Here is a 12316-nt window from a genome sequence, read left to right as displayed (position 1 = left end):
TTAAAGAAAAGCTTTTAAACGATGAGTTGGAAGATAGATTCTAAAAAAGCTGTTTAATTTTTTCAGCCCAATAAAATCTAAACTGTTTTATAGTAGAATCCCCACCACCCCACCAAATCCCCATACGCCAATTTTACGCCAAAATGGCGTAGGTTTTGCGAGAATATATAAACTTTCGTAAAAAACAAAAACGCCGCAAATCCAGTAAAATCAAGGGTTTGCGAGCTTTTGAAAAGTTATTAAAAAACGGTGTGGGTATTTCCCTACGATGAAGACGTTGGAGTGAATATAATAATTTGCGAAAAAAATGGGCAATTCTTTATGGGGGTTGCCCATTTTTTGAATTGACGGAAATACAAATTAGAATTTGAGGAGATGTGTTTATGAATGGAGTCATTTTATATCAATCAAAATATGGTGCTACAAAAAGATACGCTGACTGGCTCTCAGAAGAGACCGGGTTTCAGTGTATAGAAACAAGAAAAGCTGATATCAACGAAATTGTTACATATGACACTATTATTTTAGGTGGAGGATTATATGCTTCCGGTATCGCTGGATTATCGTTTCTAAAAAAGAATATAAGTAAATTAACGGGCAAGAAGATCATAGTGTTTTGCTGTGGAGCATCTCCGTATGAAGAAAATGCGTTTCAGCAAATCAAGGAGCATAATTTGAAGGATAACCTGGCTGACATTTCTCTCTTTTATTGCCGTGGTGCGTGGGATATGGACGCAATGTCTTTTAAGGATAGAACATTATGCAGTTTACTTAGAAAGTCGGTTGCAAAGAAAAATCCAGCTGATTACGAAATATGGGAAAAAGCACTGATGGCAGCTGGGGATCATAAATGCGACTGGACAGATAAAAAATGCATTGAGCCAATCATCGAATGTATAAATCAATGACCCCCCGAAAAAAGTCTGTAAAAACTCAGCCAACTGTGATATAATAAAAATACCACAGGAGGTTGAAATTTTATGGCAAGAAGAAAAAGAGAACCAATGAGCGATGGAAAGAAGAATATCATCGCTGAGCTGATCGAGATGTATGATATCAAGACAGCAAAGGATATCGAGGATGCTCTCAAGGATCTGATGGGCGGCACTGCTTGAGGCTGAACTGAATGAGCATCTGGAGTACCAGGAATACGAACGTTCAGATAACTCCAATTACCGCAACGGCAAGAAAACAAAGAAGATACGTGGAACTTTGGGAGAAATCGAAATAGAAGTGCCCCAGGATCGTGATGGGACATTTGAGCCAAAGGTCGTAAAAAAGCGTCAAAAGGACATCTCCGGCATTGAGCAGAAGATAATTTCTCTGTATGCAAAAGGTATGACAACTCGTCAGATAAGCGATACCATCGAGGATATCTACGGCTTTGAGGTCAGCGACGGTATGGTATCTGACATCACAGACAGGCTCCTTCCGCAGATAGAGGAGTGGCAAAAACGTCCTCTTGATGAGGTTTATCCGATAGTTTTTATCGACGCAGTTCACTTTTCTGTGCGTGACAACGGGCAAATAAGGAAGCTCGCAGCGTATGTGATCCTTGCAGTAAGTTTAACAGGCCACAAGGAAGTTTTGTCCATACATATTGGAGAAAATGAAAGTGCAAAGTATTGGCTTGGAGTGCTGAATGAGCTGAAAAACAGGGGTGTAAAGGATATACTTGTGATATGTGCCGATGGTCTTTCGGGTATAAAAGAAGCCGTAAATGCGGCGTTTCCGCAGACAGAGCTTCAACGCTGCATAGTTCATCAGGTGAGAAACACGTTGAAATATGTGAGCGATAAGAACAAGAAAGAGTTTGCAAATGACCTGAAAACCATTTTATCACGCTCCGTCGGAGGACGCCGCTCTTGAACAGCTTGAACGTGTAACGGAAAAGTGGGAGAGAGATTATCCAAACGCCATGAAAAGCTGGTACAAAAAGTGGTATTTTTATTATATCACAGTTGGCTGAGTTTTTACAGACTTTTTTTCGGAGGGTCCTGTAAAGTCGAATACTGCGCCATGCCCCCGCAACGCCTATTAGCACATAAAACAGAAACTTATTAGAACATAAAACCCACCGATACATTTTTTTGCGCTGTATCGGTGGGTTTTGAATATACTTACTTGATAAAATTTCTGATCTCTTTGCTTATCGCTTCGTACTCATAGTCGTGAATATAATGCGGACAGTCTAACTCAATACAGCTTGCGCTGTCATGATCTGAGATATATTTTTCGGGGATACTTCTCCACTTTTCTTTTGTAAAACCAGTGCCGCCCGAGCCGTCGGAAATAAACAATAACATCGGCACTTGCGGGATACCGTTTTCTTTTACAATCTTCGCATTATCTTTTACGACTTTGGCTTCATCTATCATGGTTTTAGTAGCTGTTTTTTGATAAAATACTGCTCGGTAAATGTCTTTTTCCTTTTCGGAAAGCGTTCCGTATTTGATAGCGTCGCTTTCTGCAAGGCTGGGTATCCACCTTGTGATACCCAAAACAGCGGCATAATGCCCTAACTCCATCGTAGGGATACTTATGTTCATTTCGTCGTAATAGTCAGGTACTGCCATATCTAAGCCGACGATCGCTTCGACCTCGTCGGGATATTTCTGCGCCCAGTATAAAGCTTCAAGTCCGGATAATGAATGCGGACAGAGCACATACGGCCCATGTATCCCAGCTTTATCGAGTGCCATTCTCGTTTCGCTCAACATAGTATCTATATCTCTTTTTTCATCTACAATATCGCTAAAACCGTAGCCGAATTTTTCTACCACTGCGATCTTATATTCGCTGCTTAAAAGTGAATAAAGCGATTTGAAGTCCAATATTGGTGAGCAAGTTCCGCCGCCTGACATAAATACAAGCGTTTTATCGCCCTCGCCCCCTGTGTATATGCTCATATTGTGACCGTTCACTTCTACAAGTTGGCCAAGAGGAGCAATCAGGTCTTTTTCTTTTGAACTGCATATTTTATGCCGAACAAAAGATATTATTATAAATATTATAATGATACCAAAGATCAAAAATAGAATTTTCAATGATCTGCCCAATACTTTTTTTCACTTTATCCTCCACATGATCAAAATTTTGCTGATCTATATTCAATATTCATTATACCATATAATAGTGCATTTGTCTACTCTATTATATGAATTCCTTAGTAACAATTCTCTGTTTTATCCGATTTGACTGGGTTTCAGAGAGTTGTTGGTAGATAATATAAACGTGAATCACATTATTTTTCTACCATTTTTTCTACCAAAATCACACGTTTTTTGATTTCTTTTTCTTGATTCCACTTTCGTTGATTATATTCTATAATGTTGACATCTGCGATTCTCCCGTGCCTTCGGGATTATCGCTTTTCTTTTTTCTACCGCCAGTCTTTTTGGGCGGTGTTTTACTTGCTGCCTTTGACGTTGACTTTCTTCTCGTGGTCTTTTTCTTTTCGGCAGGCTTTTCAGCTTCGGATTTATCCTCTGACTTACCGCCGAGAACCCTTGCGATCGTTTCAGCCGAGTTGACCTTTGCATTGTATTCCAAATGACTATAAAGATTCGCCGTGATAGAAAAATTACTATGTCCGAGCCACTCCTGAATAGCCTTCATCGGAACATCATGAGCAAGCAATAAGCTCGCACAAGAATGGCGAAGATCATGGAAACGCAGTTGCTTCAAACCGTTTCGGGTAATGACGTAATGGAAGTGCTGTGTCACATAGCCTGGCGATAGCATATTACCATAGTTGTCACGGCAGATAAATCCGTCAAATTCCTTGTTGTAGCTCTTTCCGCAAGCCTTTTTGAACTTGACTTCCATTTTCTTCTTTTCAAGAAGCATCTCCTCGATGTGAGGGATCAGCGGAAGTGTTCTTCTGGTGGAATTGGTTTTTAGCCTTGTTTCTACAAAGATCTTCATCTCACCGTTATCGTCGTAGTCGCTTACTATCTTACGCTGAATGGTGATGGTCTTGTTCTTGAAGTCGATCGCATCCCACCTCAGACCAAGTATCTCACATCTTCTCAGACCATAATACGCTGCGATGTTCACCACAAGCTCCAGTTTGTCTCCTTTGAAAACCTCAAACAGTTCATTCAGCTCATCAGCATTGTAGAAGGTAGCTTCATGCCTTTCAGCTCTCGGTACTACTAACTTGTCCATAGGGTGCTTTGGTATCAGTTCCATTTTTACAGCGTAAGCAAATGCAGAATGCAATGCGAGATAATACTGCTTTGCGGTACTGCCCTTGCAGCCACTATCCAGTTTGTAGTTGAGATAGTTCTGAATGTGGTTATGATTGACCTGTCCAAGTGTAAGGTTCGGATAGTTTTCGTTGATGTATTCCATGTATCTCTTGCTGACCTTGCGATAGCAAAGATGGGTAGTACGAGCCACATTCGGTTTGATGTATGTCAGCCACTCGGTAAAGAAATCATCGAGCAGCATAGTTGAAGCGGTTTCATCACTCATAACAGCATACGGCACAGCGTTTGCAGACTTGACAGCGATTTCACCTTCCGAAATGCTCTTATCAAACTCTGCGACGATTGCTTCAACCGCTTCTTTCAGAGCTTTCTTTGAACACTTCACAGGCAATTCCGTGTTTACCCACTTACGCTTACGCTTTCCGCTGTGATCCTTATAGTCAAAGACAACATAGTTCTTTCCGTTCTTTACGGAAGTAATATATTTGTAAGGCAGACTTGCTTTCATATCTTATATCCTCCTTTGAGTTGAAAGCGGTAGAAGTCTGCTGTTGACTACTCTATTATAGCGCGTAACCAAATATAATGCAATACGATCAGACCGCTTTTATCCTTTTTTCGGCGCTTTACACTGGGGAATTCTCCGATTTTTGTAAACTTTTTTCCTTTAGCTCAATCACAGAGGATTTTGTCACTCTGACGATACGTCCCAAGTCAAGCCTTATGAGCTTTCCCTGCTTTACTAATAGGTATGCGTAGTTACGGCTGACACCGAGCATTTCGCATACTTGTGGTATAGTTACCACATCAGGATATTTCCTGAACATCTGTCTAACGGATTTTTTCGGCATAACGCTCCTCCTATCTCTCAGGAAGAAGAAAAAGAAAACAAATAGCGTTGATGTTTCATATTCAGTTTTCAAGATGCTGTAAATACATCGTCTGTCGGTTATTTTTATGCCCAAAGATTGATGTACTGTTGGCAGCTCCTACTCCGAGGAATAGAAGCTCCCGACGGCACATCAGCCGTCGTTCAAAACAAGGAGGTGTGTGAGAAGCACCATAGGCAGTACCCGATGAACGGATACTCCCGACAGCGTTTCAGCTATCGTCCTGCTCGATAAGCGGCAGGATACCTTCTTTCTTCAACTGTTCGTAAATGAACATTCTTCCACGCTGCGTCCACTGTGTATTAGGTTTGGCAATGGAATCACCGTTCTCGTCCAAGACAGTAAAAGTCTTTGACTTAACGTAACCACGATCAGCATACTTCTGATACAGAAGCCATACCTTGCCGAGCTTATACTGTATGCCGTGTTCATGAAGCCACTTGTTCAGCCACTTTGCTGACTTTCCGTAGTCCTTTGCGATAGTGGTTATGGGCATAAGCCCTGCGGATTGCAGAACCATATCGCAATATGTCGCCTTCGGCTTCATTTCCTCGATCTGCTTTGCCTGAATCGCAGTTGTCTCAATGAGACTGCCGTTCTGCTGCTTTGCAAGCTCCAGCCTCTGGTCTGCTATCTGTAATGCTCTCGCCATGACCGCATCGGGACTGTTCCATTGCTTTTCAAGGTTTATGAAGTATTCACGGCAGCGCTTGCCGATCTCGGTACGCTGTATCATGCAAAGCTCCTTTGCCATATCAATGGTGAGCTGATGATCGGTTCTCGGCTTTCCTGCAAGTCCGTCCGACCTATTATTCAAAAAAGAATAATAGTCTATTCCCTCAGAAAAACCATATTCGCACATTCTATCAAACCATATTGAATACTGCGTCCTGACCTCAAGGGCGGCATGAAGCTCCCGTCCGCTGACGGTAGGATTATCATTATCGTATTTCACAGCAATTGTGATTTCATTCATATAGAACACCCTCTCTCTATCTTGTCGGTGTTTTTGTTTGTGATTTACTCCTGGAATGTCGGGAACGGAGAACCGTCCCCGACGCAGGAGTGGCAGTATGCCTGCCAATATGAAAATAGGAGAAATGGAACTGTCGCATTCAGAGATGTTTTAGGCAGAACCCAAGCCGTCAGCTCAGGCTCTCCCGACAGCATCTCTGCTGTCGTAGTGAAAGGAGTTTCGATAGAGCATCGAAAAATGAAAGAAAAACGAACCTCCGGAAACGGTACAGCCTGAAAATGGACAAAGTAGCTATGCCGTTCCCTCAGCTCAAAGTAAACCTTCGTGTAGGAAGGAGGATAAGAGAGCTTGTTGGCTCATGGAGCGAACGCCCTCTATAATATCAAGCACAGAATTTGAAGAATCGGGCAAGATTTTCACTATTTTTTTCATTGGAAAAAGAAAAATCGTTATTGCGCACAAATTCTACTCCTTGTTTTCGTGCATGATGATGTATAATTTCAGTTTCTCTTTTGCTGACTTGATTCGGTAGCGTACTGTTTCAGTGGTCAGACCGTGGCGTTTCCCTAAATCCGCCATAGTGGTCTTAGTCTCTGCGTAGTAATACTCTACGATAAGCCGATAAAGGTCGGGATAGTCAGCTTTAAGAAGGTTGAGAGCAACAGGAAGATATTTCAGACGCTCGTTATGAAGTCGCTCCCGCTCAAGTTCAATCTCGTTAATGGGAAGAGTGGCAGGATCAGGACATACAGTGATAACATCTTCAAAAGTAGCTGTCTGGATGCGATACTTCTGCTCCTTTTTTTCAAGATACTGTTCGTGAAGGAGAAGCCTGTTATACTCCTTTTCAATGTTCTTAGGCACATCATCACCGAAGTGCATATAGAAAAATCCCGTCATCACTTGCCCTCCTTCGGAGGGAACAGCGGAGTGAGGGACACTTCTCCGGCATCGACCAGACGCTGATTGCAGAGTGCGACCGTATAGCTTTCATCATAGAAGCAGCCGTCAAGGAACTCCCTGATGATGTACGCTCTGTTTCTCTTTCTGCCACGTTCGTCAGGCATCTTCCAGTTGAGCATTCTGAACAAGTGCCGCTGTCTGCAAGTTTGCAGTCTGAGCGCGATGCAGATAGCACAGAGATAGTCGGGATCGTATTTCGCCGTACCATTACGGTAACGGGAGATCGTACCCTTTGGAATGCCCGTAAGTCTGGACAGCTTTCTTGTGCCGACCTCCTTTTCTTCCATATATCGGCGGATCGCAGCAGCTACAGTATCTTCGAGCTGTTTACGCAGACTCCTTGTGCCATAGACTACTATATCATAATCGGTCTTGCCCCTACGGTTGGTGTTCAGCTTCACCTGGGGATCATTATATGTAGTTTTCATAAAACATCTCCGTCCTTTCCTGTCGGACGGAAATGTGCAAATGAACACAGTGAGACTGTCAATCGGCATAAACCGTCCGACAACCAAACATCACTCGTTCATTTGATCGTACCATATTCAATTCCATACAGTGATCGAGTAACCCCTTGCGCAATAGGTTCACTATACGGCTATGCACACCTCGGTGCGCATACTTCTATTATGACCTATCACACCCGAAAAAGCAAGATATAGCGCCGTTTCAGGGTGTCTCATTTTTGAAACGCCCTTTTTTTAGAAAACCGCCTATTCTCCACAAAATCTAAGGTTTTGGATAAAATCTTTCAATCTACTGTCAATCTCATTAAAACTGCGTATCTGCGATGAAAGTTCAAGTTTCTTCTCTGTAAAAAGCGTTTCCGCTATCACACAGTTTTCTCCAAATCATCACAATATACACATAGAAAAAAGGGCGGCCTGTAACTGCACAGACCGCCCTTATGCCGTTTGAAGCCGCATACTACTTCTCAATTTTTGTAACAGCATAGATATTCCGCAAGGCAATCAATGCAGAGCGTGATCTATTGTCATTGTCCAGTACACATTTACCACCTCCCATAGAAAAATCTCTTTCGATTCGTCTGTATGGAACTGTCAATGAACTTACAAAAACCGAGCTGTATGCTTGTCTATCCTGATTATACCAAAACAGTTCGACAGAATTTCCATAACTGGAATAATTCTTCAAATTCTTTTATTATACCATTTTAGATAGACGAAATTTGTACTTCTGAGAGATTTCGGCAAAAAAGAAAGAGCCGTTGTGTAACAGCTCTCTGAGGTATTCGTTATAGATAGTATTTCTTGATGTAAGACGAAACATCGACACCACTTTCCATGTACCTTAGCAGTATCTCCGCACAGGCGTGGGCATCGCTGTCCGCCTTATGATGATCAAGGGCGATACCGTAGTGATCGCACATCACATTGAGGTTATGCTTCATATCGGGAAGAATACGCCTGCCGATTTGAACCGTACACAGGTATTCAGCAGAGGGTTTCCATGTAATGCCGTAGCTTCGCAGGCAGGAACGCAGGACACTCATATCAAAGACAGCATTATGGGCAACAAGGATACCTTTGCTCATGATCGGCTCTATCTTCTTCCAAAGCTCTGCAAAGTTCGGAGCGTTCTTGACTTTATCAGCATCTATGCCCGTAAGCTGCGTGTTGAAGTAATCGAAATGCGTTTCGGGATCAACGAGCGAAAAGTAGTTAGCGACGATCTTGTTATCTTTTATCGCTGTTATGCCTATCGCACTCATACGGTCGTTCGCACGATTTGGTGTTTCAACGTCAAATACTATGTAAATAGCCATATCCTTATCCTCTATCAGTATAGTTCCAATTTGCAGTCATATCCTGTGTCATTATGGTCAGCGATATTATCTATGATAGCTAACATTATAGTATCGCCAAGTTCCTTTCTGCTTTTCTGAGAATTGAGCCACTTTATCACAAACGGCTCTCCCGGTTCATGGCAGCCAAAACCGCCGTAAAGAATATCTCTGAAAGCATTAAGATTGTGTCCGGTCTTGAAACTAATGCCTTTGGTCATGATGAGGTCTATCTCATCGTAAAATCCTTCAATATTTGAAAACTTATTGCCGTCTATTATGTAAGTCCTCATCATTACCACCTCTAAGATCATCGTATAGGATAATTATACCATAGTGCGGTCAAAAGGTCAATCAGCAGAAAAGAAAATGAGCCGTTGCCAGTAGCAACAGCTCACACCCGACTTTGATTCCATTGGATTCAAAGTTCTGATATTTGTTGTAACAATCTCAATATGTTTTCTTCAATCTGAGAAATCACACGCTGAAACTCCGCATCATCTTTACCCGTCGGATCAAGCAAGCCCCAATCATCGTCAAACGGTCTGCCAATAAACGGACAGCCGACATCGCAGCCCATAGAGATCGCAATATCCGGCGTGGAAATATCGCTGACGAGCTTGCTGTATTGTGTCTGCTCCATGTCGATGCCGTAGAGCTTCTTCATAAGACGGACTGCATCCTGGTTGATCTGCGGTTTTGTTTCCGTTCCTGCCGAATAGCTCTCAAAAACATCTCCTGCAAGGTGCTTGCCGAGTGCTTCTGCGATCTGGCTGCGACATGAATTATGCACACAGATAAATGCGACCTTTGGTTTATTCATCATATACACTCCGACTTATCCGTTATATCGCTTATCATAGCTGAGATCTCCGAAGGCTTCAAAACCCTACCCACCGATACGACCTTTTCATTTATCACAAGTGCAGGCATTGACATTGCACCGTACTCCATGATCTTTTGCAGATCGGTGACATACTCGACCTCGATACCCATACCCTCCACAGCTTTCAGAGTGTTGTCATAAAGCTGATGACAGGCTTTACAGCCCGAACCGAGGACTTTGATACAGCAGATACCATTGACCTTTTCTCCACAACAGGTCGATGTGACCTCACTTGCAGACTTTGAACCTCCGCAGCAGCAGGATGTTTCAGCTTTTGCTTCTTCTTTTTTCTTTCCAAACAGTGACATGATATATTCCTCCTAAATGATATAGTTTTGAATGATATTGAAGAAATATCCGACAAGGATAATTCCGACTGAACATATAGCAATGAATATGCCAAGCAGCTTCGGTTTGATCGCTTTTTTCAGCATGATCATCGACGGCAGCGACAGCGTGATAACGCCCATCATAAATGCAAGAACAACGCCGAGTTTTGCGCCCTTTGCGACGAGTGCTTCTGCAATGGGGATACACCCGAATATATCTGCATACATCGGTATTCCGCATATCGTGGCAATGATAACGCCGAACGGATTGCCAGTACCGAGCAGCTTTATCACCCATTCTTCGGGTATCCAGTTATGGATAACTGCACCGATACCTACACCAACTATGACATAGGGAAAGACCTTTTTTACCGTTCCCGTGACCTGTTCCCATGAGTATTTCAGCCTGTCACGCTTTGTCAGCTCGTTCTGCGGAGTGTCAATGCTCTTGCCGTTGCGGATAAACTCCTCGACCTCACTTTCAAGGTGCAGCTTTTCGATCAGCGTACCGCCGGCGACTGCGATCACAAGCCCGACGATCACATAAACCACAGCGACCTTCCAGCCGAATATGCTCATCAGAAGAATAAGAGAGCCGAGGTCAACCATTGGCGATGAAATAAGGAACGAGAATGTCACACCAAGCGGCAGTCCTGCACTTGTAAATCCCATAAACAGCGGTATTGATGAGCATGAGCAGAACGGTGTGACCGTACCAAGCAAGGCGGCAATGCAGTTCGCACCGATGCCGTGAAACCGTCCGAGTATCTTCTTTGTCCTCTCAGGCGGAAAGTAGCTCTGAATGTAGGATATAAGGAATATCAGCACTCCGAGCAGCACCATGATCTTGATCACATCATAGATGAAAAACTGCACACTTCCGCCGATTTTTTCGCTTGTATCAAGACCGCAGGCATTCAGCAACGAGCCGATAAGCCTGTTCAGCCATTTCATACCGAGAATCTCGTCTTGTATGAAGTCCCAAATTCCCATAAAGCACCGCCTTCCATAGATAAATTGAAATCAGTCGATTTATTTACGGGATAAAAAGCCGTATTTTTCATACGGCAGAATTATTCGTTTATCAGCTTTTCTGCGATCAGCACGGCACTCTCTATCATCTTCGGACATTCTGTTGCATACAAACCATTTGCCCTTGCATAAGCCTTGCCCTCATCAGTGGAAATATCGCAGTCAAGCAGCTCACGGCAGATATAAGAGCCGTTTTGTTTCGCAAATTCATCAAGAAAACGCACGGCATAGCTGTTTGCTCTCTCTTTGCTTTCTAAGTCACCGTCTTCGCACATACCGTATTTTAGCCCTAAAGCCATAAGCGCACCCGTACACGCTCCGCAGACCTCAGCCTTGCACATACCGCCGCCGAAGCAAGCGCCGACTTTCAATGCCTGTTCCTTCGTCATTCCAAGCTCCTCGGCAAATGCCGCAAGCACCGCCTGAGAGCAGTAATACCGCTTTGAGAAAAGCTCACTTGCAATTTCTGTGTGTTTCATAGTTTACCTCCAATAAATATATTTGAATTTATCTATACATACTGCAAATAAAAATTCCGAGGTACCACGGACATTTTATTTACAGCAGCATTCTCCGCTGTCAGACACTTTTGTCAGCTCACGCAGAGCTTTCACGGCTTCTTCCATACCTTCCGCAGAAATGGAGTAGTACATCCACTTGCCCTCTTTTCTGCCGTTCACAAGACCACTGTCGCAGAGTATCTTCATGTGATGCGAAAGCGTAGGTTGGGTACACTGCATTGCTTCAAGCAGCTTGCAGGCACATTTCTCGCCGTTTTGCAGAAGCCTGAATATCTGCACCCTGTTCTCATCGCACAGAGCCTTGAAAATTACGGTGATCTGCTTGTTTGTCAGTTCCATTTGCTCACCTCATATTGATGATTTTCTATATTATAGCATACAGATCGAGATTTGTCAATATGTTTTTTGAAATTTGATGTTCTGTATAAAAGAAACCCTCATCGCTGAGGGCTTCTCATTGCAATTATGCCGTTTCAAACAGGCTCTTGAAATTCTTTTTGGAGAACGAGGTCAGCCTACCATTGCTCACCCATTCTATGAATACATTGTCGAGATCGTCGATGTATAAGACCGTGGCGATGCTGCCGACGGGAACGCTATCACTTATCTTCTCTCTGAGCTTGACCTTTGCTCCGGCTATTACTTCATCTATCATTGCTATGACCTCCTAAAAACACGCTTGTATTATTATACAACAGCGG

General features: G+C 43.2%; 15 protein-coding genes and 1 pseudogene. 2 read left to right on the top strand and 14 right to left on the bottom strand.

What is annotated here, in order from left to right; genetic code table 11:
* Nucleotides 1-383 precede the first annotated feature (383 nt).
* Together LI114_RS10740 and LI114_RS10735 are read left to right on the top strand one after the other, a co-directional pair.
* On the top strand, nt 384-908 hold the full coding sequence (locus tag LI114_RS10740) for a flavodoxin domain-containing protein (protein WP_227220645.1): 525 nt from the start codon (nt 384-386) through the stop codon (nt 906-908).
* A 72-nt stretch (nt 909-980) separates the two neighbouring features.
* Nucleotides 981-1942, top strand: a pseudogene (locus tag LI114_RS10735) (IS256 family transposase); the annotation flags it as partial.
* 178 nt (nt 1943-2120) lie between these two features.
* Here the strand turns inward: LI114_RS10735 and LI114_RS10730 are convergent.
* From LI114_RS10730 to LI114_RS10665, 14 genes are all read right to left on the bottom strand, one after another.
* A complete protein-coding gene (locus tag LI114_RS10730) occupies nt 2121-2909 on the bottom strand; it encodes an alpha/beta fold hydrolase (protein ID WP_227220644.1) in 789 nt (262 codons plus the stop codon).
* A 415-nt stretch (nt 2910-3324) separates the two neighbouring features.
* The gene (locus LI114_RS10725; protein ID WP_074743099.1) at nt 3325-4722 is read right to left on the bottom strand and encodes a tyrosine-type recombinase/integrase; all 1398 of its coding nucleotides are present in this window, start codon (nt 4720-4722) and stop codon (nt 3325-3327) included.
* Nucleotides 4723-4840: 118 nt separating this feature from the next.
* Nucleotides 4841-5179: a helix-turn-helix domain-containing protein gene (locus LI114_RS10720; protein WP_227220643.1), complete on the bottom strand. Its 339-nt coding sequence runs from the start codon at nt 5177-5179 to the stop codon at nt 4841-4843.
* A gap of 136 nt (nt 5180-5315) precedes the next feature.
* Nucleotides 5316-6080, bottom strand: coding sequence for a phage antirepressor KilAC domain-containing protein (locus tag LI114_RS10715; RefSeq protein ID WP_074743097.1), 765 nt, complete (start codon nt 6078-6080; stop codon nt 5316-5318).
* A 465-nt stretch (nt 6081-6545) separates the two neighbouring features.
* Nucleotides 6546-6980, bottom strand: a complete 435-nt coding sequence (locus LI114_RS10710; RefSeq protein WP_092983243.1) for a sigma factor-like helix-turn-helix DNA-binding protein — start codon at nt 6978-6980, stop codon at nt 6546-6548.
* Complete coding sequence (locus LI114_RS10705) at nt 6980-7471, bottom strand: helix-turn-helix domain-containing protein (RefSeq protein WP_074743094.1); 492 nt, start codon at nt 7469-7471, stop codon at nt 6980-6982. The genes LI114_RS10710 and LI114_RS10705 overlap by 1 nt, the downstream gene beginning before the upstream one ends.
* An 827-nt stretch (nt 7472-8298) precedes the next feature.
* Complete coding sequence (locus LI114_RS10700; RefSeq protein ID WP_074743092.1) at nt 8299-8829, bottom strand: 3'-5' exonuclease; 531 nt, start codon at nt 8827-8829, stop codon at nt 8299-8301.
* Between the two features lie 14 nt (nt 8830-8843).
* A complete protein-coding gene (locus LI114_RS10695) occupies nt 8844-9143 on the bottom strand; it encodes a barstar family protein (protein WP_227220642.1) in 300 nt (99 codons plus the stop codon).
* Nucleotides 9144-9268: 125 nt separating this feature from the next.
* Nucleotides 9269-9670, bottom strand: a complete 402-nt coding sequence (locus tag LI114_RS10690) for an arsenate reductase ArsC (protein WP_092983239.1) — start codon at nt 9668-9670, stop codon at nt 9269-9271.
* Nucleotides 9670-10041 (bottom strand): thioredoxin family protein, encoded by a 372-nt coding sequence (locus tag LI114_RS10685; protein ID WP_092983237.1) that lies wholly within the window; start codon nt 10039-10041, stop codon nt 9670-9672. Before LI114_RS10685 ends, LI114_RS10690 begins: the two co-directional genes overlap by 1 nt.
* 12 nt (nt 10042-10053) lie before the next feature.
* Nucleotides 10054-11055, bottom strand: coding sequence for a permease (locus LI114_RS10680; protein ID WP_092983235.1), 1002 nt, complete (start codon nt 11053-11055; stop codon nt 10054-10056).
* An 80-nt stretch (nt 11056-11135) separates the two neighbouring features.
* Nucleotides 11136-11573, bottom strand: coding sequence for a C-GCAxxG-C-C family protein (locus tag LI114_RS10675; RefSeq protein WP_092983233.1), 438 nt, complete (start codon nt 11571-11573; stop codon nt 11136-11138).
* Between the two features lie 75 nt (nt 11574-11648).
* On the bottom strand, nt 11649-11954 hold the full coding sequence (locus tag LI114_RS10670; protein WP_092983231.1) for an ArsR/SmtB family transcription factor: 306 nt from the start codon (nt 11952-11954) through the stop codon (nt 11649-11651).
* Between the two features lie 124 nt (nt 11955-12078).
* Nucleotides 12079-12270 (bottom strand): hypothetical protein, encoded by a 192-nt coding sequence (locus tag LI114_RS10665; protein ID WP_092983229.1) that lies wholly within the window; start codon nt 12268-12270, stop codon nt 12079-12081.
* Nucleotides 12271-12316: the final 46 nt, after the last annotated feature.

The organism is Ruminococcus sp. 210702-SL.1.03 (genome assembly GCF_020559915.1).
Lineage (GTDB): Bacteria > Bacillota > Clostridia > Oscillospirales > Ruminococcaceae > YE71.
The sequence above is the reverse complement of the archived record's forward strand: the minus strand, read 5'-3'. Positions and strand labels throughout refer to the sequence as shown.

What these genes read in the sequence shown, in the direction of transcription:
- LI114_RS10715 (WP_074743097.1), bottom strand. Translation starts at nt 6,080, where the DNA reads ATGAATGAAATCACAATTGCTGTGAAATACGATAATGATAATCCTACC.
- LI114_RS10710 (WP_092983243.1), bottom strand. Translation starts at nt 6,980, where the DNA reads ATGACGGGATTTTTCTATATGCACTTCGGTGATGATGTGCCTAAGAAC.
- LI114_RS10690 (WP_092983239.1), bottom strand. Translation starts at nt 9,670, where the DNA reads ATGAATAAACCAAAGGTCGCATTTATCTGTGTGCATAATTCATGTCGC.
- LI114_RS10675 (WP_092983233.1), bottom strand. Translation starts at nt 11,573, where the DNA reads ATGAAACACACAGAAATTGCAAGTGAGCTTTTCTCAAAGCGGTATTAC.
- LI114_RS10730 (WP_227220644.1), bottom strand. Translation starts at nt 2,909, where the DNA reads ATGAGCATATACACAGGGGGCGAGGGCGATAAAACGCTTGTATTTATG.
- LI114_RS10665 (WP_092983229.1), bottom strand. Translation starts at nt 12,270, where the DNA reads ATGATAGATGAAGTAATAGCCGGAGCAAAGGTCAAGCTCAGAGAGAAG.
- LI114_RS10700 (WP_074743092.1), bottom strand. Translation starts at nt 8,829, where the DNA reads ATGGCTATTTACATAGTATTTGACGTTGAAACACCAAATCGTGCGAAC.
- LI114_RS10725 (WP_074743099.1), bottom strand. Translation starts at nt 4,722, where the DNA reads ATGAAAGCAAGTCTGCCTTACAAATATATTACTTCCGTAAAGAACGGA.
- LI114_RS10670 (WP_092983231.1), bottom strand. Translation starts at nt 11,954, where the DNA reads ATGGAACTGACAAACAAGCAGATCACCGTAATTTTCAAGGCTCTGTGC.
- LI114_RS10705 (WP_074743094.1), bottom strand. Translation starts at nt 7,471, where the DNA reads ATGAAAACTACATATAATGATCCCCAGGTGAAGCTGAACACCAACCGT.
- LI114_RS10680 (WP_092983235.1), bottom strand. Translation starts at nt 11,055, where the DNA reads ATGGGAATTTGGGACTTCATACAAGACGAGATTCTCGGTATGAAATGG.
- LI114_RS10685 (WP_092983237.1), bottom strand. Translation starts at nt 10,041, where the DNA reads ATGTCACTGTTTGGAAAGAAAAAAGAAGAAGCAAAAGCTGAAACATCC.
- LI114_RS10740 (WP_227220645.1), top strand. Translation starts at nt 384, where the DNA reads ATGAATGGAGTCATTTTATATCAATCAAAATATGGTGCTACAAAAAGA.
- LI114_RS10695 (WP_227220642.1), bottom strand. Translation starts at nt 9,143, where the DNA reads ATGATGAGGACTTACATAATAGACGGCAATAAGTTTTCAAATATTGAA.